This is a genomic window from Streptomyces sp. NPDC086549 (genome assembly GCF_044746205.1).
In the GTDB taxonomy this organism is placed as follows: Bacteria; Actinomycetota; Actinomycetes; order Streptomycetales; family Streptomycetaceae; genus Streptomyces.
This window is the reverse complement of record NZ_JBIVBS010000020.1, coordinates 18,137-38,546: the sequence shown is the minus strand read 5'-3', so window position 1 is coordinate 38,546 and position 20,410 is coordinate 18,137. Positions and strand designations below refer to the sequence as shown.

Annotated in this window: 15 protein-coding genes, 1 tRNA gene and 6 pseudogenes; 11 read left to right on the top strand and 11 right to left on the bottom strand. The window is 69.1% G+C overall.

All coding sequences use genetic code 11. The features are described from left to right. Window positions 1-46 precede the first annotated feature (46 nt). Window positions 47-1,051 carry a helix-turn-helix domain-containing protein gene (locus ACIPSA_RS41930; RefSeq protein ID WP_402645052.1) on the top strand — a complete coding sequence of 335 codons (1,005 nt, stop codon included), beginning with the start codon at window positions 47-49 and terminating at the stop codon, window positions 1,049-1,051. 490 nt (window positions 1,052-1,541) lie between these two features. Continuing rightward, window positions 1,542-5,066 carry a S8 family serine peptidase gene (locus tag ACIPSA_RS41925; RefSeq protein ID WP_402645050.1) on the top strand — a complete coding sequence of 1,175 codons (3,525 nt, stop codon included), beginning with the start codon at window positions 1,542-1,544 and terminating at the stop codon, window positions 5,064-5,066. Here the strand turns inward: ACIPSA_RS41925 and ACIPSA_RS41920 are convergent. Continuing rightward, window positions 5,041-5,406, bottom strand: a complete 366-nt coding sequence (locus ACIPSA_RS41920; RefSeq protein WP_402645047.1) for a transposase family protein — start codon at window positions 5,404-5,406, stop codon at window positions 5,041-5,043. The genes ACIPSA_RS41925 and ACIPSA_RS41920 overlap by 26 nt on opposite strands. A gap of 115 nt (window positions 5,407-5,521) precedes the next feature. Here ACIPSA_RS41920 and ACIPSA_RS41915 point away from each other — a divergent pair. Both ACIPSA_RS41915 and ACIPSA_RS41910 read left to right on the top strand, forming a co-directional pair. Then, a pseudogene (locus ACIPSA_RS41915) lies at window positions 5,522-5,973 on the top strand (Dyp-type peroxidase); the annotation flags it as partial. Window positions 5,974-6,027: 54 nt separating this feature from the next. Further along, window positions 6,028-6,513, top strand: coding sequence for a MarR family winged helix-turn-helix transcriptional regulator (locus ACIPSA_RS41910; protein WP_402645044.1), 486 nt, complete (start codon window positions 6,028-6,030; stop codon window positions 6,511-6,513). A 449-nt stretch (window positions 6,514-6,962) separates the two neighbouring features. On the opposite strand, the gene ACIPSA_RS41905 is transcribed toward ACIPSA_RS41910, so the two are convergent. After that, the gene (locus ACIPSA_RS41905) at window positions 6,963-8,039 is read right to left on the bottom strand and encodes a PP2C family protein-serine/threonine phosphatase (protein ID WP_402645042.1); all 1,077 of its coding nucleotides are present in this window, start codon (window positions 8,037-8,039) and stop codon (window positions 6,963-6,965) included. A gap of 268 nt (window positions 8,040-8,307) precedes the next feature. Here ACIPSA_RS41905 and ACIPSA_RS41900 point away from each other — a divergent pair. Continuing rightward, window positions 8,308-8,397 (top strand): annotated as a pseudogene (locus ACIPSA_RS41900) (DUF6766 family protein); the annotation flags it as partial. Between the two features lie 241 nt (window positions 8,398-8,638). Continuing rightward, window positions 8,639-8,863 carry a DUF5133 domain-containing protein gene (locus tag ACIPSA_RS41895; protein WP_402645040.1) on the top strand — a complete coding sequence of 75 codons (225 nt, stop codon included), beginning with the start codon at window positions 8,639-8,641 and terminating at the stop codon, window positions 8,861-8,863. Between the two features lie 390 nt (window positions 8,864-9,253). Here the strand turns inward: ACIPSA_RS41895 and ACIPSA_RS41890 are convergent. Next, window positions 9,254-10,834: pseudogene (locus ACIPSA_RS41890) on the bottom strand (transposase). A gap of 504 nt (window positions 10,835-11,338) precedes the next feature. Here ACIPSA_RS41890 and ACIPSA_RS41885 point away from each other — a divergent pair. Further along, window positions 11,339-11,947: a YdeI family protein gene (locus ACIPSA_RS41885; protein ID WP_402645297.1), complete on the top strand. Its 609-nt coding sequence runs from the start codon at window positions 11,339-11,341 to the stop codon at window positions 11,945-11,947. A 254-nt stretch (window positions 11,948-12,201) separates the two neighbouring features. Here the strand turns inward: ACIPSA_RS41885 and ACIPSA_RS41880 are convergent, their stop codons facing one another. Continuing rightward, entirely contained in the window at window positions 12,202-12,951 is a 750-nt protein-coding gene (locus ACIPSA_RS41880) for a serine/threonine-protein kinase (protein WP_402645037.1), read from the bottom strand. Window positions 12,952-13,641: 690 nt separating this feature from the next. On the opposite strand from ACIPSA_RS41880, the gene ACIPSA_RS41875 reads away from it, so the two are divergent. Beyond that, the gene (locus tag ACIPSA_RS41875; protein ID WP_402645034.1) at window positions 13,642-14,037 is read left to right on the top strand and encodes a hypothetical protein; all 396 of its coding nucleotides are present in this window, start codon (window positions 13,642-13,644) and stop codon (window positions 14,035-14,037) included. 36 nt (window positions 14,038-14,073) lie between these two features. Here the strand turns inward: ACIPSA_RS41875 and ACIPSA_RS41870 are convergent, their stop codons facing one another. Continuing rightward, window positions 14,074-15,606 (bottom strand): FAD-dependent oxidoreductase, encoded by a 1,533-nt coding sequence (locus tag ACIPSA_RS41870; protein ID WP_402645032.1) that lies wholly within the window; start codon window positions 15,604-15,606, stop codon window positions 14,074-14,076. Between the two features lie 118 nt (window positions 15,607-15,724). Here ACIPSA_RS41870 and ACIPSA_RS41865 point away from each other — a divergent pair, with 118 nt between their 5' ends. After that, the gene (locus ACIPSA_RS41865; RefSeq protein WP_402645029.1) at window positions 15,725-16,219 is read left to right on the top strand and encodes a MarR family winged helix-turn-helix transcriptional regulator; all 495 of its coding nucleotides are present in this window, start codon (window positions 15,725-15,727) and stop codon (window positions 16,217-16,219) included. A 110-nt stretch (window positions 16,220-16,329) separates the two neighbouring features. On the opposite strand, the gene ACIPSA_RS41860 is transcribed toward ACIPSA_RS41865, so the two are convergent. The 6 genes and pseudogenes from ACIPSA_RS41860 to ACIPSA_RS41835 form a co-directional block, all read right to left on the bottom strand. Then, window positions 16,330-16,755: an FAD-dependent oxidoreductase gene (locus ACIPSA_RS41860; RefSeq protein WP_402645027.1), complete on the bottom strand. Its 426-nt coding sequence runs from the start codon at window positions 16,753-16,755 to the stop codon at window positions 16,330-16,332. Window positions 16,756-16,884: 129 nt separating this feature from the next. Beyond that, window positions 16,885-17,082, bottom strand: a pseudogene (locus ACIPSA_RS41855) (flavoprotein); the annotation flags it as partial. Window positions 17,083-17,208: 126 nt separating this feature from the next. Then, window positions 17,209-18,180, bottom strand: coding sequence for a hypothetical protein (locus tag ACIPSA_RS41850; RefSeq protein WP_402645294.1), 972 nt, complete (start codon window positions 18,178-18,180; stop codon window positions 17,209-17,211). A gap of 281 nt (window positions 18,181-18,461) precedes the next feature. Then, a pseudogene (locus tag ACIPSA_RS41845) lies at window positions 18,462-18,764 on the bottom strand (Tn3 family transposase); the annotation flags it as partial. Between the two features lie 480 nt (window positions 18,765-19,244). Then, window positions 19,245-19,318: transfer RNA gene (locus ACIPSA_RS41840), tRNA-Met, on the bottom strand. 125 nt (window positions 19,319-19,443) lie between these two features. Beyond that, window positions 19,444-19,791 carry a fic family toxin-antitoxin system, toxin component gene (locus ACIPSA_RS41835; RefSeq protein ID WP_402645291.1) on the bottom strand — a complete coding sequence of 116 codons (348 nt, stop codon included), beginning with the start codon at window positions 19,789-19,791 and terminating at the stop codon, window positions 19,444-19,446. 184 nt (window positions 19,792-19,975) lie between these two features. Here ACIPSA_RS41835 and ACIPSA_RS41830 point away from each other — a divergent pair. Together ACIPSA_RS41830 and ACIPSA_RS41825 are read left to right on the top strand one after the other, a co-directional pair. Then, a pseudogene (locus ACIPSA_RS41830) lies at window positions 19,976-20,107 on the top strand (IS5/IS1182 family transposase); the annotation flags it as partial. Continuing rightward, window positions 20,102-20,320, top strand: coding sequence for a S8 family serine peptidase (locus ACIPSA_RS41825; protein WP_402645288.1), 219 nt, complete (start codon window positions 20,102-20,104; stop codon window positions 20,318-20,320). The pseudogene ACIPSA_RS41830 and the gene ACIPSA_RS41825, both read left to right, overlap by 6 nt. The last annotated feature ends 90 nt before the right edge of the window (window positions 20,321-20,410 follow it).

The window sequence follows — 20,410 nt, the reverse complement described above, 5'->3', positions numbered from 1 at the left end:
AGTACGGTATTCAACCGTCGGAGTCGAGGATCCGGGGAGGGCGTTCGTGGTGCTGGAGGTCGCCGGTGTCTCGCACGAGGAGGAAGCCGTCTACCGGCTGCTCGTCACGTCCGGTCGGGCCACCACTCAGGACCTGGTCCAGCGTGCCGGTCTGCCCCACGCGGACGCCGCGCGGCTTCTCGACTCACTGGCCTCCAAGGGCCTGGCAAGTCATACGGACGGCACACCCCGGGTGTTCCGGGCCGCTCCCCCGGACGTGGCACTGCTGCCCCGGCTCAAGCGCAGCGCCGACGCGCTGGAGCTCGCCCGGTTCGAGGCCGACCGTCTGATCGAGTCCTACCGGGACACGATGCGCAGGCACGACGCCGGCCAGTTGCTCGAGGTCATCACGGGGGCGGAGGCCCTGCGTCAGCACCTGAGGCAGATCCAGGCCGGCGCGCAGGACGAGATGCTCTGGTTCTGCAGGGCCCAGTACGTGGCCATGCCGTCGGGCAGCAACGCCGAGGAGTTCCAGGCGCTGGCCCGGGGCGTACGCTACCGGGTGCTGTACGAGACGGCGTTCTTCGACGACGAAGGAGCCGTGGACAACGTGGTGGCGGGCGTGCGGGCCGGGGAGGTCGCCCGGGCCGTGCCGCATCTGCCGCTGCGCCTGGCGATCGCCGACCGCTCCGTCGCCGTCTTCCCCCTCGTGGCGGGTGGGCCGCACGGCAGCCCGGAGGAGCCCACCACCGCACTGGTCAGGGACAGCAATCTGCTCGCGGCCCTGATCGCCCTGTTCGAACGCTACTGGGAGGACGCCGTCCCCCTGAACGTCGACGGCGCCGGCGCCGTCTCGGGGACGGACGGAGCCGGGCCGTCCGATGCGCTCTCCCCCACCGACCGCAAGCTGTTGTCCCTGCTGGTGGCCGGAGTCGCCGACAAGGCGATCGCCTCACAGATGCAGCTGAGCCGGCGAACGGTCCAGCGCCGGATCCAGGCCATGATGGAGCGCGCCGGCGCGGCGACCCGGATGCAACTCGCCTGGCAGGCCGCACGCCGCGGATGGCTGTGAGCCGACCCGCCTCCTTGGAGGGCGTCGCCACTCGGCAACAGTGGGGCATGTGCCGGCGTACGGCTCCAGGTGGTGACCGCGGCGGGCTTCAGTGACCGCCGCCTGCCCCTCTGAAGCGCGCTGTTGGCGGGGCACACCCGTGACCGGGGTTCCTGCCGTGACCCCAGGTCCAGCAGCAGCGCAGTTGCTCCATGGCACAGGTGCGCCATGACACAGGTGCGCCATCCAACCCCATTGCTGGAGAGGGAGGGTGCCTCCATGATCCAAGGCACCTCCCGTTCTTCCATCATCTTGGGGGTTCTCCTTGCCCAAAAAGCCCGTTTCCAGACCGGGGTTGTCGGCCCTCACCGTGGTCGCTGCCCTGTGTCTCGGGACCGTACCGGCCACAGCCGCTGCGCCCGCAGGCCCCGTCATGTCCGTGCCTGCCGGAACCACACAGCGGTCACCTGGCGGCGACATACACACCGTTACGCTGATCACCGGTGACAAGGTGACGATCGGTACCACCGCCGACGGCACCGCGGTCCGGTCCTTCGAAGCCGCGAACGGAGCGGCTTCAGGCTTTCACCGCGCCGTCATGGACGGTGCGACGTACGTGTATCCGGACGCCGTCCTGCCCTATGTCAGCGCCGGAAAGCTGGACAAGCAATTGTTCAATGTGACCGGGCTGATCGCCGACGGCTACGACGACGCTCATGCCTCCCGGCTGCCGCTCATCGTGAACTACACCGACGCCGCCGCCAGGTCCCGGACCCGGCCGAAGGTGGCTGGTTCGAGCGTCGTCCGCCGGCTGGACACCATCCAGGGTGCCGCCCTCGCGCAGAACCGCGAGCAGGCCTCGGCGTTCTGGTCCGCGCTGACCCGCGACTCCGGCGCGGCAGCCCGCTCGGCGGCGACGCCGGCGTTCGCCGACGGCATCGCCAAGGTCTGGCTCGACACCAAGGTGAAGGCCGACCTTGCCGATTCGACCGCCCAGATCGGCGCGCAGCAGGTCTGGGCGGAAGGGAACACCGGCAAGGGCGTCAAGGTCGCGGTGCTCGACACCGGCGTGGACGCCGAACACCCGGACCTGGCCGGGCAGATCGACACCAGCACCAGCTTCGTCCCCTACGAGGAGGACGTCGCCGACTACAACGGTCACGGCACCCACGTGGCCTCGACCATCGCGGGGACCGGCAGCGCCTCCGACGGCAAGGAGCGAGGCGTCGCCCCCGGTGCCCAGCTGGCCGTCGGCAAGGTGCTGGACTCCGAAGGCAGGGGCCAGGAGTCCTGGATCATCGCGGGAATGGAATGGGCCGCCCAGGACCAGCACGCCAAGATCATCAGCATGAGCCTGGGTGGCGGCGGCGACGCCACCGACCCCATGAGCCAGACTGTCGACCGGCTCAGCCGCGACACCGGCGCGCTGTTCGTCGTCGCGGCGGGCAACGGCGGCCCGCACGCCATCAGCAGCCCGGGCGCCGCGGACGCCGCGCTGACCGTCGGTGCCGTGGACGCCAAGGACCAGCTGGCCGACTTCTCCAGCCAGGGCCCGCGTGACGGCGACGCCGGGCTGAAGCCCGAACTCACCGCACCCGGCGTCGACATCGTCGCGGCACGCTCGCACTACAAACGGGGTTCCGGCTACTACACCACGATGAGCGGCACATCGATGGCCACGCCGCACGTCGCGGGCGCCGCCGCGCTGCTGGCCTGCGAGCACCCCGACTGGACCGGCTCGCAGCTGAAGGAAGCCCTGGTCAGCAGCGTCAAGTCGACCCCGTCGTACACGCCGTACCAGGCGGGCGCCGGCCGGCTGGACGCGTCGGCGGCCGTGCATACCACGGTCTTCGCCACCGCGAGCGCCTACTCCGGTTTCCACACCTGGCCGCCGAAGTCGGGAGAGACCGACGTCCAGAAGGTGACATACACCAATGTCGGTGACGCCCCGGTCAACCTCGGCCTGGCAGTCGACGGCACCGTCCCGGCAGGGCTGTTCACCCTCTCCGACGACCGGATCACCGTTCCCGCGCACGGCACCACCTCGCTGGACCTGACCGCGCACCTGGACCGTCTGCCGGCCGATCAACCGCTCAGTGCCATGGTCACCGGCACGGACAGCGACGGGAAGGTGCGGGCCCGGACCCTGATCGGCGGAGCAAGGGAGGGGCAGCGGCAGAACCTGACCGTCGTCGCGAAGGACCGGTCGGGCCGGCCGCTGACCGGCAGGGTCGTCCTCACCGCTGAGCACCTCTTCACGGTCCTGGACCTCGACGAGTCCGGCACCGGCGCGGTACGGCTGCCGGTCGGCGACTACAGCGGATGGCTCTTCGCCGACGTGGAGGGGGCCAACGGGCCGCACTCACGGGGCATGGCACTGCTCGCCTTCAACGACGTGCAGCTGAACCAGGACCGCACGGTCACCCTGGACGGCCGCAAGACCCGGCGGATCCTGGCACACGTACCGAAGCAGACCACCACTGTCGCGCCGCGCCTGGATGTCCACCGGTCGTTCACCGACAGCCTGGTCGAGTCCTCCATGCTGCCCAACGAGTCCTATGACAGCATCTGGGCACTGCCGACCGGCAAGAAGGTCACCGCCGGCGAGTTCGAGTTCGGTGCCCGCTTCCGCCTCGAGCAGCCGGCGCTGACCGTGGGCACGGCGTCGAAGAACTATGCCGACCCGCTGGTCAAGCGCGCGGCCAAGCCACTGCCTGCCGGTACCCGGACGCTCACCGCGGTCTACGCCGGCGAGGGCACCGCGCAGGAGCTCGCCCGCCAGGACGTGCACGGCAAGGCCGTGGTGGTCGAGGGCGGCAGCACAGCCGGGATCAAGGCACAGGCGGAGGCCGCCGCGGCCTCGGGCGCCCAGGTGCTCCTGGTCGTCAACGAGGGCACCGGCCGGCTGCAACCCTGGGACGAGACTCCCTGGAGTCCCGAGAGCCCGGCCCCGCTGACAGTGGCGACCCTCGATGCCGACCAAGGCGCCGACCTGATCGGCGCGCTCCGGCACGGATCCGTCAGGCTGAAGGTCACCTCGCACCCCACCACCGACTACCTTTACGACGTGGTGCACCACTGGTCCGGCGCAGTCCCGGCGGACCCGACCTGGCAGGAGGAGCACAAGGGGCTCGGCAAGGTGAACGTCTCGTTCCGCAACTACCGGCCGGGCAAGGCGGCGGAGTTCCGCTCCGACGTCTGGCGGGGCTGGGCCGTCGGCAACCAGCTCACCGCTCCCGCCCAGGGCGAACGGACCGACTGGGTCACTTCCGGCGCCACCTGGCTGGACGACGCCTTCATCCAGGGCGAGACCGGACAGCACTCCATCGACGTCCTCCACTACCCGGCGCGGAAGACCGGCAAGGTCAGCTGGTTCGGGCCGATCCAACGACCCCGGATGGGCCCGATGGGCTACCAGCCGGTGCGCTACCTCGACACCATGTACATCACCGCGCCCGGCTGGGGCGACTCCGGGGCCGGACACGTGGGCGAAGCCGGCGCCAACTTCGACGTCAAGGACTGGATGGCGCTCTACCAGGGTGACCAGCAGCTCGACTGGGGCAACGCCGAGTGGCTGCAGGTCCCCGCACTCGCCCCGGGACGACTGCCCTACCGGCTGGTGGTCGACAACGACCGGGGAACCTGGGCCAACCCGTACTCGACGCACACCCTGACCGAGTGGAACTTCACCTCCGCGGCCACCGGGACCGAGTCGGTCGAGTCCCTTCCGCTGATCCAACTCGACTACGGTGTGGACACCGACACAGCCGGCAGAGCCGATCGGCGTGCCGACCTGACAGTGACCGCCTCGCACCTTACCGGCACCACCGCCGCCATCGGGAAACCCTCCCTGGAGGTCTCCTACGACGACGGCAGGACCTGGCGCACGAGCGACCTGACCCGCATCGGTGAGGGATGGCGGACCGACCTGAGCGCCCCGGGATCGGCGGACTTCGCCACCCTCCGGGTCACCGCCCGGGACAACGCCGGGAACACCGTCTCCCAGACGATCACCCGGGCCTTCGGACTGCGCTGACATCACCGACGGGATGATCAACCGGGCGGGGCTCAATCAACGGCCCCGCCCGGTCGGCATGTTCGGACAGGTGTGGACGCGCTCGTAGCACCGTGCGGACCACGCGCCGCACTTGCATCGAGACCACCACCCGTCGACTGTCCACCGACATGTCCGCCACCGTGCGTCCACGAAAGCCGTGCATCTTCACGGTCGGCATGCCGCACAGCGGGCACCGCACTGACTTCTGCCGGGGCCGCGCTGACACGTGGATCACCTCACCCTCGTCCGTCACATCCTCGACCACCAGTGCCGGCAACCCCGAAAACACCCTTCTCGCAAGGGAATTGACGTCTCGCATGTGATGCCAACGATGCCGGTCACGCTTCGTTACCACCTCTTACGTGACAGAGCCATTTAACGGCCCTGGCTCACATTCGGTGGTAGCAGAACGTGACTTCGCTCGCTGACATCGTGCGCGAGATGTCAACGAGCTTGCAAGTACGGTGCCTTCCGGGCTGGGTCCCCTGGCTGTCGAGGATGTGGTCGACGAGGGCGCGCGGACGGGGCTGGAGAAGCAGCGCCCCTCCACAGGGGACCCGCTGCCCGACTTCTCCTCCGACCACCTCGACAAATCCCGCAGCAACGACGACCTGTGGGCGCAGATCGGAGCCAACGACGCCCTCGTCGCCTTCCAGGCCCTGCGCGCGATCCAGAAGGACGCCGGCAGTGCCGCCCGGCTGCGCTGGCAGATGAACGGCTTCAGCCGCTCCCCGAGGCGACCGCGCGCCCCATGACGGCCCGCAATCTGATGGGCCAGATCGACGGCACCCGCAATCCGAAACCGACCGACACCGACTTCGAGGGGCACATCTTCGTGCCCGCACTGGGTGACCCGGAGTGGATGGCGAACGGCTCGTACGCCGTATCCGCAGGCTCAGTTGTACACAACTAAATGGCCCACCGGAGCCATCCTGGAGGCATGATGATCACGCCCACCCCCAGCACCGAGGACACCGCGGGCGAGGAGTCCCTGCGCCTGGACAACCAGATCTGCTTCTCGCTCCACGCCGCGTCCCGCGCCTTCAACAGCGTCTACCGAGTCGTGCTCAAGGACCTGGGGCTCACGTATCCGCAGTACCTCGTGATGCTGGTGCTGTGGGAGCACGGAGAGCTGCCCGTGAAGAAGCTCGGCGAGCATCTGCGGCTGGCCTCCGGAACCCTCTCGCCGCTCCTGAAGCGACTGGAGGCGGCGGGCCTCGTACGACGGGAGCGCAGCGCCCAGGACGAGCGGTCCGTGCATGTCCACCTCACGGACGATGGCGCGGGGCTGAAGCAGCGCGCACTGCTGGTGCCGCGCCGGATCGACGCGGCGACGGGCTTCGAGCTGGAGGAGATCATGGACCTCCACGCCCGCCTCGACTGGCTCACCCGGTCGCTGGACGCGGCGGCACTGGCCCCAGAATAAGGGGAAGGGGCTCTTCCCGTACCCCTGCTGCGCGGATACAGCCGCACCTGTGGAGCAAGGTTGCTGGCCTCCCAATTGCGCCTCTCTCGAAGCTTCAGGGCCGCGGCACAGCGGAGGTGCAAACAGGCACGCTGTCGAATACATGTCGAAGTCCGACCAGTCAGATGCCTAGTTGAGCAAAAGACACAGGTCAGCAGGCGGATGAGGGTCAACCTACAAGGCGCCTTCTAAGCACCTGGCCAGCGGCGGGAAGTGAACGCTCGCCGGAGAGTCAGGTGTCCTCCCGAACGCACGAGCGCCCTCCCGGGCCGTCCTGGGGCCGTGGCAAGGCGCTCAGCGGTGACCAACGTCGACAACTGCCGACAGCTCAGCCCGGCACCGGCAGCAACGGCCGGACGGCCGCCCAGTCCGCCCCTCCGGACGGTGGTTCCTGTTCGCGGTCGTGCCGGTCAGTGCCGGTCAGCCAGGATCATCGCCACATCGTCCGCCAAGTCACCCTCGGTATGGCGAATCAACGCTTGGTGCAGTTGCTCCAGGAATTCCGGTGGCGTGGTGTCGGCGCGTATCCCTTCCATGGTCTCCGGCACAGCGAAGAACTCGCCGTCACGGTTGCGGGCCTCGATCACGCCGTCGGTATACAGCAGCAGACGGTCACCGGGGGCGTACGGATAGCTCTCAGGCTTGCCGGGAAGGTCGGTGGTGAGGTCTTCGAGGCCGAGAGGCGGCAATGGCGAGGCCGGCATAAGCGGCGTAGCCCTCCCTTGGTTCAGCAGCAGCGGCGGCGGATGCCCACGGTTGATCAGTTGCACCACAGGCTCGTCCGGCACCTGTGCAATGAGCGCCGTGACGAACCCTTCCAGAAGAACTTCCTGCTCAAACGCACCCGGCACGGCGACTTCCCGTCGCAGCGCGGCCGCGCAGCGGTTCATGACCTCGGCGAGCTCATCCTCGTAGTGCACGGCTTCCCGGAACGCGCCCAACGCCACCGCAACGGCTCGGATCGCGGACAGCCCCTTGCCTCGAACGTCCCCCACGATCATCCGGACGCCGTACCGCGTCTGCACGGCCTCGTACAGATCACCACCCACCCGTGCCCCCGTCCCAGCCGCCAGGCACAGGCTGCCCGCCAACACTGGGCCCAGTCGCGCGGGCACGGGCCGCAGCACGACCTCCTGAGCCGCCACGGCGATCCGGCGGACCTGGTCAAGCTCTCTCTGCCTGCGCGCCTGCTCTCTTTGCCTGCGCGCCTGCACGGCGCTGCTGGCGACGAAACCAGCCACGGAGACAAGCGCCAGAGCCAGGAAATTGGTGTAGACCTGCAGGGTTCCCCAAGCGTCGTTATAGGTCGCAGTGGTCACGCTGATCGCCAGCGTGAGGGCTGCCGCCACCGTAGTTCCCTTGGTTCCCATCGTCACTGCCGCCAGCGCCGGGACCGCGGTGAGAAGGGGGCCGGTATAGATGAAGTGCGCAGGCGTGAGCTCGATGACCAGCACGGCCAGCGCAATCAAGAAGGGTACGCACTTCATCAGTGTGAAGAGGCCCCGGCTATGACCGCCTGCTCCTCGCCGAGGGGGTGAGCGCAAGAGCGACTGCATGCCCCAAGCCTGCCTTGCTGAAGCCCACGGGTCCACCCTGCTTCCCCCCGGGCCATCCGAAGACCGGCCCGGCCCGATTCTCGAGGCCGACGCCGACGCCGCGCGGTCAGCGCTTCGCGCCCTGGGTCGTCGGAGCCGTTGCCGCCGACGACCTCGTCCCGAACGCCTCTGCCGAACCCTGCAGGCGTCTCGCCGTGTCGCCATCCTCTCCCTCTACCTCCGCCAACGCGGATCCCCCGAATCCAAACCGGTCGGCGCCGCCCACGCCGCCACAGGAGTCGAGGGCTGAGGTCCACAAGCACCTGGCAGGAGTCACCCGCCTCATCTCGAAGCCCCACGTCAGCGGAATCCTCGCCAGCGCCGTGGACGAAGCAGCAAAGGATCTACGTCCGGGTCTGACGTGGCCGTTGGATCCGTTCTGCGGCTGCCCGCGCGCGCAGCCCCCAGGGTGCGGCGGGGGCGGACCACTGCGACCCTATGAGTGGCGGGGATGGTCCGAAAGAACGAGGACGGAGGCGGCCACCGCCACCATGCTGAGGGCGCATCCTCCGCTCTTACGGGAGCTGGTCGAACGGTGTGAGACGATGCGGCAGCGCATGGCGTGCAACGGCAGTGCGGAAGCGGCGCGACAGCTTGAGGACGTGGCGTACACACTGTGCGTGATCACGGGCACCGGCCGGTTGGACACCGCACTCTCTGTGGCCCGTCGGCAGCTGATCGATGCCATGGCACAGCAGCAACCTCACAAGCGCTGATAAGAGGGTTCGGCATTCGGGAGGAAGCCGGAGAGATGGCTATGGGGCGTCCCAGTCCTGGGCAGGTCTTCCGACGTGTCCGGAGGAACATCACCCTGCCGCCGAATGAGCCCTCACGGCGCTGACACGCGGCTGCGGGCTGACTGTCCCTGACCAAGGCCCGAAACCTGCCCGGCACGGCTCCGGCTGACCGGATGATCAACCTGCGCTTCTTCGCCCCGATGAGGGATCACCGCAGCCTGGCGCTGTCGCTGCTGAGCCGCTCCATGAGTTGGGGCCGATGCAGGCCGGCGAGCTGGGACGGTCTTCGAGACGGTCGCTCTGTCCGCAAGCCGCCTGCGTGCCCGTCGTGATCGAGCACGCAGGCCGCAAATAGCCTCGTCATGGATCTCAAGGGCGTCGGCTGGTGGGCGCAGTCCCTGGCGCTGTCGTCTTCTTGGGGTGGTGCCGGGGCACCACGTCCTGAGGGAAGGTCAACTGCTGGCTCATCCACTTCAGGGTGCCGGGCATCTCCCGTACCCAGGTCGGGAAGTTGTGGCTGCCTTGCTCGGGTTGGATCGACGCGACGCGCATGGGTGCCTTGACAGCCTTGATGAAGGCCAGCGTCTGTGGGTAACCCCGCTCGCCATGTTTGCTTTCAGCCACTAGGACGGAGACCTGTGGTGCGGGCAGGTGCTTCAGCCGCCACATCAGATCATGCTCCTTGACCTGGTTGACGCGACCCAGCCCGCTACCGAAGAGATTGCCGGTCGTGGGGTCGTCCTTGACCTTGTAGTCGGGCGACAGGGCACCGGCCATTGTGTACACGCTGGGGTTGCGCATCGTCAGCTGCAGGGCGCAACTACCGCCGGACGAATAGCCCATGACGCCCCAGGCACTGGCTTCGTGGCCCACCCGGTAGGTGGACTTCAGAGCCTCCGGGAGGTCCTTGGCCAGGAAAGTCTCGGTCTGCGGTCCGCCCGGCACGTCCACGCACTCGGTGTCGCGCGGCGGAGCGATCGTCGGCCGGATCATCACCATGATCGTCGGCTGCATCTAGCCGCTCCTTTGCAACCTTCCGGCAGTCGGCGACACCCGCAGATGCTCGGCGAGATTGAAGATGCTGCCGGGATAGCCGCTGAGCACCACGATCACCGGGAAGCGCTGCCTGCGGTACGCCTTCCGAAAGTACTGCGGTGGCAGGTAGACGAACGCGGGGTCGGCCACGCCCGTGCGGCGGCCGAGGACCTTCACGGAATCCACCCGGCCGTTCACCGCCGCAGGACCTGTGGGCAGTCCACTGACCCGGTTCAACTGCTCGTTGGTGGCGGGTTGTATCAGCGCCCCCTTCGCGGAGACGCCGTTGTCGGCTCCGGCGCGGGCCAGCGCGAGGAGGGCGCGCAGGTTCTCCATGGCGATCCAGGCCGTCAGCAGCGTCTGCCCGATCTTCCCCTCGCCCAGGAGCGCGTTCCACATGGTGGCGAACTGGTCGTCGGTGAGGTCCTCGCGGCCCAGCAGAAGCCGCCGTCTGGCCTGCCACTCCGGGTCGCTCGCCCGTCCGCGCCGGCCGCGCGACTCGGCGGTGGTGCGGCGCCTGACCATTGACAGCATCTTGTTGGCGAGCTGGACCACGTGGAAGTGGTCGACCACGACGGTGGCGTGCGGCAAGCCGACGCGGATCGCAGCGCGGTAGGTGGCCGACATGTCGATGGCGACGTAGCCGATGCCCTTTCTCCAGTCCAGGTCGGTGGTGGCGAGCCAGGCCAGGACGTCGGCGACGGTGCGGCCCTCGACCTGTCCGAGCCGTCCGCCGTGGCCGAGGGCGTCGACGAAGCCGGTGTGCCACCGGTCCCGGGTCAGGCACCACGTGCCGGTATCCGCATCCTGTTCCCAGCGGGGCCGTCCGCGGCGGGTCTCGTCGATGCCCAGGACTGCGACCTGCGGCGGAGGTGCCTCGGTGACGTCGCGGGCTTGCGTGCGGAAGGCTTCCATCACGGTCGGCCAGGACAGATGCAGATCCCGCGCGGCCTGGATGACCGTGGAGCCGGCGTCCCGTATGCGGCGCCCGGCCGCACCCCCGCAACCGGGCGGTCAGTCTGGCACCGGCCGGGATCTGTGGGATCTGCTCGGTGAAGGACCGGCGAGGGCAGTCGGCATCGCGGCACCACCATCGGCGCTTGTGCCAGCGGAACTCCAATCCGCTCTCCCCGTACGGGAGATCGCGCGGCCGGGTCACCGCCGAGCCCTTCACCCGGGTGGCGAACACCCCGCAGGCCGGGCAGGCCCTGGCCCTCTCGTCGGACGTGACCAGGTGAACTCGGCGCCTTCCGTCGGCCAGCTGCTCAACCCGCGCGACGGACACCCCGTCGAGGTCGAGCAGCGACGTCGTATCGTTGAGCGAGCTCGTGGCTCCTGCGTGATCGTTCTGCGTAGAGAACAGAGATGATCACGCAGGTCCACGGGCGTCCTGCATCCGGGGCCGTGCCCGAATACGTCATGACAATCGGCCGGGTGTGGTTCGCTGCTGGGGTGACTCAGAACTTGGAGATCGTCGCATTCGCATCCGCCGAGGCGTTCGAGGCATGGCTCGGTGAGAACCACGCCGTCTCACCGGGCATCTGGCTCAAGCTTCGTAAGAAGGGCCCCGGAATCGTCGCGCTGGACTACGTCCAGGCGCTCGACGTGGCACTCTGCTACGGCTGGATCGACGGCCAGAAGGGCAAGTTCGACGACCAGTGGTGGCTCCAGCGGTTCACCCCGCGCAAGCCGCGCAGCAAGTGGTCCAAGGTCAACCGGGACAAGGTGGCCGCTCTGATCGAGCAGGGTCGGATGCGTCCGCCGGGGCAGGCCGAGGTCGACCGCGCCAAGGCAGACGGCCGCTGGGAGGCGGCCTACGACGGCGCGAAGACCGCCACGGTGCCGGACGACCTCACGGCGGCCCTGACCGCCGACCCGGCCGCGGCGGCGTTCTTCGAGACACTGGACCGGCAGAACCGCTACGCGATCCTGTACCGGGTCCAAGACGCCAAGAAGGCCGAGACCCGGGCGCGCCGGATCGAGAAGTACGTAGCGATGCTGGCGAAGGGCGAGAAGCTGTACCCGTAGTCACGAAGAGGGACCGTGGCCGTGTGGTGGCCTGAGTTCCAGGCGCGCCTGCGGTCCCGGCAGTAGCCACCAAATGCCCTCACTGAGCGTGACGAAACGTCAGAGACCCTGAGCAGGCGCACCGCTCAAGATCGAAGACCCGCTTTACCAGGCAGGTCCACAGACCGCCCGACGCGCCGGAAGCTTCCGGGGCCGTGATCACTCGCGCCAGGGCAGCTTCAGCCCAAAAGCCGCTCCGACCTCGTTTCGTCCATTCACGGCGTGAAGCCCGTGATGGCGATCTCCCTGTCGATCAACGTGCGAACCGGCAGTGACAGCCAGCCTTGGGTGAAGGAATGGTTTGGGGTGAGCTGTTGGAGGACCTCGGCAGGGCTCGGGCGCTTGGCGGGATCACGGTCGAGGCAGCCGGCGATGATGGCGGCGAGCCTGGATGGCAGCAGGCCCAGTGCGACGGCGAGGGGTTCACCATCCGGGAAGGGGGCGACCCCGGCGGCATGGCACAGCACCATGCCGAAAGCGTAGAGATCAGCAGCGGGGGTGATCGTCGCACCGGTGAGTTGTTCCGGGGCAAGGAATCCCGGGGTACCGATGACGTGATCGGTGCGGGTGAGCGCGGTGCCGTCAAAGGCTCGGGCGATGCCGAAGTCGATGACGCGGGGGCCGGTGCTTGTGACGATGATGTTGCTGGGTTTCAGATCGCGGTGGATGACGCCGCTGGCGTGTATCGCCTCAAGTGCCTCGGCGACACCAGCGGCAAGCGTGTGGACGGTTCGCACAGGCAGGGCGCCCTGTTGCCGCAAGACCTCGCGCAGGGGTACACCGGGGATGTACTCGGTGGCCAGCCAGGGCGGATCGTCGTGAGGATCGGCATCGACCACCGGAGCGGTGTAGAACCCACCGACACGGCGTGAGGTTTCGATCTCGCGGTCGAACCGCCTGCGGAAGGTCGGATCGGCGGCGAAGTCGGCCTCACCGCCGCCGCCGTCCTCGTCCAGCCCCGGCACCTCCGGGTCGCGCAGCGGCCTGAACCCACCGCGAGTGTCACGGTGACGGCCCCCGCCGTACCCGTGACAGCCGCCCCGACCGGCGAGATGACGAACCAGCCGTCCATCTCTCCCACCCCATGACGACGCGGGGGTGTCTTGCTGCCCAGCAAGACACCCCCGCCGGTTCCGAACGCGTAGCGGCCGGCACCCGCGCGCGGCCCCGCCGACGCGCGAGCAGCACAGGACCCCACCCGATCCCCGAGGCGCTCCCGTACGTCCCGCCCGCTCCGCCTCACCCTTCTTCTCCAGGCAGGTGCGGCGTGGGGTGCGCAGAGGATATGTCGGGCTCCCAACCATCCCTGAAAGGCCTGGTGACCTGCGGATACACCGTCAGGTACCCGGTGAGTGCGGACAGTTGTCGGCCCGGTTGCCGGAGGGGTCTCCGACGGGGTTTCTGGCGTGGTCGGGGGCGGGGTTATCGCATCGTGACGCTGGTCGGGCCCTCGTGGTCGGTGGCCTGGTCGGGGCCGGCTGCCGGCCTGGACGGTACGCGCGGCACCGGGACAGGCCCGACGCCGCGCGTACGGGAGGGGCGAGGGTAGCGATGCTGAACTCGGACGCCGGCGGCGGGGACCGGCTGGCGCCGGCTGCGCTGGCGCAGTAGCGGATGGCGGCAACGGAACAGATGCACCTGGTAATCGCGCCAGGGTGCGGATCGAGCAGACCCGGCGCCGCCTGGCCGAGCTGCGCGACGAGGGGCTCGTCGACCGCATCACCCTGCCGCAGGCCGGCCGGACCCGGGTGTGGTTCGACACCCTGTACGGCGTGAACGTCGGCGCGGAGTGGCGCGAACTGCGGGACTGGCGGCCGCCGAGGCTGATCGCCGACCCCGCGGCCGCCAGGCCGCGCGTGGGGCATGCCCTGACGGTGACGGACACCGGGCTGGCCTTCCTGCAGGACGCCCGCCGCCCCGGCGACGTCTGCCGGCCGCGGGGAGAGAGGTGCTGCGCCGACGGCGGATTCGGGATGACTTCCGCTTTTCCGTCGCGCCTGGAGAGGGTGCGGGAGCGGCGGCCGCTGCTTGCGCGAGCGCCGCAACCATGAGTTGCACGCATGCGGCGGGGCGTCCTGGGCCCCGGTTCATCGCAGGCCGTGCGCGGCGGCCAGGGCCACGACGGCGGCCAGGTCGCGGGAGGGTCGGCGGGCTGCGACGTAGCCGTCCGGGCGGATGAGGACGAGTTCGCCGCCGTGTGTGGCGTGGGCGCGGTGGGCGTGGCCGTCCGTGTCGATCACCGTGCCGGGGCCGGTGGCGGTCGGGTCGGTGGTCACGCGGAATGCCCGCAGGCGGGAAGTGGCCGGGCCGTCCGGCTGGGGCAGGGGGCCGGGTCCGAAGGAGAGCAGCGTCCAGTGCGCGCCGCGCTGCAGGTCGAGCAGGCGGACCGGGCGGCCGGTGGCGGCATCCCGGCAGGGCGCGTCGGGAGCGCGACCGCCGGCACCGGGGCCGTCGGTGAGCCGGCTGTCGGGGTAGGCGATGGTCAGGCCGGTGGTGAAGTCGTCGGTCAGGCCGCGCTGCGCGGTGGGTCCGTCGCCGTCGTCCACCGCGCGCATCATCGCGCGCAGCCGGGCGGTGCTGTCGCCGAGGACGGCCTGGGCGACGGGGCGCCGCTCCTGCTCGTAGGTGTCCAGCAGCACGGGGTCGGCGTTGGCGAGGGCGGCGGCGAGCTTCCAGCCGAGGTTGTAGGCGTCCTGGATGCCGGTGTTCATGCCTTGGCCGCCCGCGGGTGAGTGGATGTGCGCGGCGTCGCCGGCGAGGAAGATCCGGCTGGCGCGGTAGCGGTCGGCGAGGCACACGTTGATTTTGTAGAGGGAGAGCCAGCCGGCGTCGGTGATGTGGACACCGGGGACCGCCGCGCGGGTGGCGAAGATGTGGCGGAGCAGTTCCAGAGACGGTTCCTGCGGGTCGTTCGCATCGGCGGGGACGGACGCCTGGAACTGCCACAGGTCGGTGCCGGGCAGGGGGAAGAGCGAGAGGATGCCGTGCTCTTTGCTCATCCACACGTGCTGGCAGTGGCGGGAGGGACCGTCGATCCGGACGTCGCCGAGGTGCCAGCGCTGGTCGGGGTTGGAGGTGCCGCTTAACGCGATACCGGCGTGCTTGCGGACGGTACTGCGGCCGCCGTCGGCTCCGACGGCGTACCGGGCTCGGATGGTCGCCTCCCCCGTCGCGGTCTGGACGGTGGCGGTGACGCCGTCGTCGTCCTGGTCGACGCCGGTCACCGCGGTGCCCCACTCGATGGTGCCGCCGAGGTCGGCGAGGCGGTCGCGCAGGATCTGTTCGAACTTGGGCTGGGAGAGCCATACGGGCGGGTAGGGGGCGTCTGGCGCGGGTGTTCCGGCCGCGACCTCGACGGCTTCGGAGACCACGCGGTCGCGGTCGTAGTGGCGGGTGGGAATGTTCACGGCTCCTTCCTTGAGGACGCGCTCGATCACGCCGAGGTCGTCGGCGACTTCCAGGGCGCGGGGTTGGATCGTCTTGGCGCGGGAGGCGGTGCTCGGATGCGCGGCCCGCTCGACCAGGCGGACGTCCACGCCGCGGCGGGCCAGATCGCAGGCGAGGGTGAGGCCGGTGGGGCCGGAACCGACGATGAGGACATCGGATGTGGGGTCGGTCATGGCGATGATTACCTACCTTAGGTATCCTTTTTCTGGCCGGGCGAAGCTGCTTTCGTCGCCCGGGTTCGCCGTAACCGTATACCTAACTTAGGTATCCATCAAGGAGTGGAGCAGAGGTATGAGAGAGAGAAGCGAGGCAATCACGGGGCTGCTGCCGCGCATGGCCCAGCTCAGCGCCCTGCTGAACCGCGGGCAACTGTTCGAACACGCCGCCACGGCAGCCGGGGTGACGCTGGAACGGCCTTCGATGACCATCCTCGTCATCCTCGACACCGCCGAACGGCCGCTACGAGTGGGCGAGATCGCCACCCGCATGCAGGTCGTCGGACCCCACGTCACCCGACACCTCAACACACTGGAGAAGCAGGGGATCGTCAAACGCGTGCCCGACCCGGACGACCAGCGGGCCCGCCTGATCGCCCTCACGCCGTCCGGGCAGCGGCTCGTCGACCGCTACACGGCCGTCATCGACAGCTGGTTCACCGCCGCCCTGGCCAAGTGGCCAGACCGCGACCGCACCGAGTTCGTCCGCCTGCTCGGACGCATGGTCGAAGACCTGACGGCTCAGCTCAACACGGTCATCGACAGCGGTACGGCTGACCGCACACATTGATCAACCGGGACTCCCGGCCAGTGACGCCCAAACATTTTCGCAGGTGAGGTCCATGATGCCGACCGGCAGGTCCTCCACTGCGCTGACGGCGAAGGCTGCCGGCGTGAGGGTCACATGCGCTGCCCGGTCACTTGGTGACCGAGGAGCAGATCGACGCCAGGGGTCTTTGCCGCATGGGACCTGATCAACGGGTCGAGGGTGCTGCGCCGAATGTTGTACGCGTACGGTAGCTCGGGGCCCGCCGGCTCGGCCCTCGGCTCGATCCATCCCCAGCGGGTGTACCAGCGGCCCTCGTTGCGGACGGCTCCCGCCTCCTCGAGAGCGGGGACGAGGCCGAGTTCGTCAAGCACCGGGTAGGCGCTGGCCTGGAGGGAGTGGGTGCAAAGCACCTTGTACGCTTCGGGGTCCGAGCGGCGTTCCAGCAGTGCAACGCGGACACCGCGTCGAGCGAGCAAGATCGCTGCGGCGCTGCCGGCGAGGCTGGCTCCGCTGACGACGACGTCGTAGTCGTATCCCGCGCTCTCAGGCTTGATCATGCGCTGATTGCCTCCTTCGGGTGGTGCCGTCGTGAGAGTGGTGCAGTGCCACTGCAGTCAGGAACATGATCAGTTTTCAGGAGTTGTGGATCGAGTGATGTGTGATCAGGCTGCGGTGACCTCCTCCGAATATTCGCAACGGACGGGATGGCCGGTCAGCCGTTCCAACTCCGACCGATCAGACGCTAGCCGACAGGCCGCGGTCGGTGTGAGGCCCAGGCACACGTCAAATCCACGAGCCTGCGCGTCGTCAATCGCCGAGGCAACATCGAAGACAGGCGGAGCCGTCGAGCCGAAGAGGTAGAGCACGCGGCGAGTTGTCGTCATGCACCTATCCGATCAGGCACAGGCGTTGGGAAGGTACAGCGCGGACAGCCGTGGCAGACGGCGTTGCAGCCAACCGCGGCCACACCCTGGTGGAGGTGGGGCGGTTCGCTGAGGCCATCGATGTCCTCACCCGCGCCGCTGACCTCTTCCGCAGGCTCGGCGACCGGTACAGCGAAGCGCGGGCGCTGGCTTGGATCGCGAGCAGGGAAGCCAGGTCGGGGTCAATGTCGAGGAGTACGTCGGATTGGGCGGCGAGTTGCCGGGACAGGGCCTGTTGCTGGGCGGCGAGGGCGTCCTGGCGTTGCGAGTAGACCAGTGAGGCGGCGGCCACGGCGAGGGCCAGGAGGGCGGCCAGGATGGTAGTGAGGGCATGGCGTCGCCAAGTGGTACGGGTCTGGCTCCTGGTGCTGGCGGTGAGGAAGGCGGTGGCGGTGGGGCTGGGCTGGTTCTGGTGGGGGCGGTCGGCCCAGGAGCGGGCGGCTTCCAGGCGGTGACCGCGTTAGAGCCTGCCGGGGTCACGGTGGGCCCGGTCCCAGCCGGTGGCGGCCTCTTCGAGGTCCTGGTGGATGAGGTGGCCGGCCCGGTCGGTGTCGATCCAGCGCCGCAGCTCGGGCCAGCGTGCAGCAGGGCCTCGTGGGTGATCTCGACGGTGTCCTGGTGGCGGGTGAGCAGGCGGCCGCGGGTGTAAGCGTCGATGACCGCGGCGGTGGCCGACGGATCGGTGCCGGCGTCGAGCAGGTCGGGGTAGGGCAAGCGGCGGCGGGTGTCGTCGACGCCGTCGCCGATCCTGACCAGGCGCAGGAACAGGGTGCGGGCGCTCTGCTGTGCGGCGGGGGTAAGGCTGGTGTAGAGGCGTTCGGCGGTGGTGGCGACGGCGTGGCTGATGCCGCCGCTCGCCTGGTAGCCGTCCACGGTCAGAGTGTGGCCGTGGACGGCTACCAGGTGGCGCGCAGCGCGTGGGCCAGCAGCGGCAGCCGCCCGGCCTCGTACCCCTTCCCCGGCCCGCCGGGCCGCGAGCAGCTGGGCACGGGTTTCGGCGAGTTCGGCGTCGACCGCCTCGGCCTGCTCCGGACGCACCCGGCGCCACAACGCCACCATGCCGGTGCGGGCCCCCTGCCAGGCATCGGCGGCTATCGCCCCCACCAGAGCCGTCCCGGCCGCCAGCGCAATCGGATCCATCACACGCCCCCCTACGCGCAACCCCGGAGAATCACGCTACCGGCGCACGCCGGAGAAAGCCGCATTTGCGCCAAAACTTCATCAACACGCGATTGACCGCGTGGGCCGGGTGCGTACAACAGGCGGTGGAACTGCCGCGGCATGCCGCCCGTAAGCGGCCCTGGCCGGGGCGGAGCGGCTCGCGTCCTTGCGGCCCCGCCTCACTCCTGTTCGCCGTCGTCATCGTCGTCGAGGTCGACGGCGTCCGGGTCGCGCAGCGGCCGCAGCCCGTCGACCGGCTGGGAGGCGGTAAAGCTGTAGCGGCCCAGGCAGTTGAGGTTCTTGTGCTTGAGCGGAGACAGCCACGCCACGTCCTCGTTCTTGATCTCGTGGCCCTCGGCACGCAGCTCGGCGACCGCGGCGTCGATGTAGCGTGTCGCCCAGAGCACCACGGCGTTCAAAACCAGTCCAAGTGATCCAAGCTGATCCTCCATCCCGTCCCGGTAAGCCTGGTGGATGGTGCCGATACTCGCTGTTCCATTGGTCCCCAAGGCCAGATGCTCACGGCCACACCACACGGCGGGGCACGATCCTCGGCACGTCCCACGCACTCCAAGAGCGGACACCCTCGACCCCTCGTTGATTGCGTAACTGTCTGGGTAATGAAGAGCGGGTCTGATGATTTTCAAGGCTCTGGCTGCAGTTCCGTGATCCCGTTTGATCGTCGAAGTCTGGGCGGAGGCACGGGCCAGGGGGTTCCATCTGGTGAGCTGTTTGCTGGCCGTCCGGCCACCACATAGTCGCGCTACTCCCCCGGCCTGGATGAGGGCCGCGAGGCTCGCCTGCACGGCGCATCGGGGCCGTGGGCGGTGTGCGGGTTGCGGTGCTGCTCGGGCCACCTGCCGCGGGCAGCACCGGTGAGCGGGTGCCCACCGCTCAGAAGTCCGGGGTCGGGGCAGGCGGATACGTCGAAGGGTCCGGCGGCTGCCGGACCCTTCGTCTCGTAGCGGGGACAGGATTTGAACCTGCGACCTCTGGGTTATGAGCCCAGCGAGCTACCGAGCTGCTCCACCCCGCGTCGGTCCCGCAACCCTACACGGCAGCACCGGGCGGGACCGAATCCATCTCCTGGGGTTTTCCCGATGCGAGGCGGACAGCGCGCGGCGGCGACCCGGCGACAGGTGAGGGGCCGCCGATGCGGTTTCAGGTGGCTTGCGGCCAGGCACGCAGGAGGCAGCGATCCTCGCGGCCATGCGGGGACGGATCCCGAAGCAAGTCACGCAGGGCGACGGCGTCCTCGCGGGGCTTGACCGGGAGGCCCGAGGCTTCCAGGTACATCACACCCGTCGCCGCGGCGACGACCATGTGGGAGCGCTCCAGCCAACGGTAGCGGCCGAGAATGTGCACCAGGGCGGAGGCACGGGCGTAGGCGCCGTCGCAGACGGGCTGCTCCAGCAGTACGGCCCGGTGGCAGGCGACCGCGGCCACCAGCACCCCGTAGCCGTCGGGAGCGGGATCACCTGCACCCGCAAGCTCCGCGACCTGCAGGATCTAGCGACCGTCGATGTGCAAGTCCATTACGCCGCGTACGCCCCCGGCGCCGGGCGATCCGCATCTTCAGCCTCGTCGAAGACCGCCTGGTGCTCGTCGAGAAAGTGCCGTGCTGCGTCCAGCGCGGTGGTGCGGGCGCACTGGTGGAGTGTCGGTATTCGAGAGTTGCAGTATTCGCCCGCAGGGCGAGCAGCCCCGCACCCGGCCCGGTCACGTCAGCGGTGACAAGGCGTACAGCTCTCGCCGCAACAGGCGCTGTCTGCGAAGACGCCGAGTCAAGCACACGATCCCGGAGCCGAGGGGCCATAGGGTGAACACAACGGTCGTCGGCACCTCGCAGGCCGCGGCACACGTGGCGGGACTCGCCGCCTACCTGCTGTCCACGTCGAAGGATCTGATCCCCGCGACCGTCGGAAAGGCCATCACCACTCTGACTGTCCCCCGACCGCCTGCTCGAACTGCCAGTGGGCAGCCGAACCTGCTGGCGTTCAACAGGCTCATCGCATTTGAGGGTGTAGCCGGTGACTGAAGCCGTCAGTCTCGAGCAGGGATCTCGTGGGTTCTCTACAGCCGCGCCTGCTCCTGTCCGCAGGCATGGGAACCGACGGGGCTGTGTGGG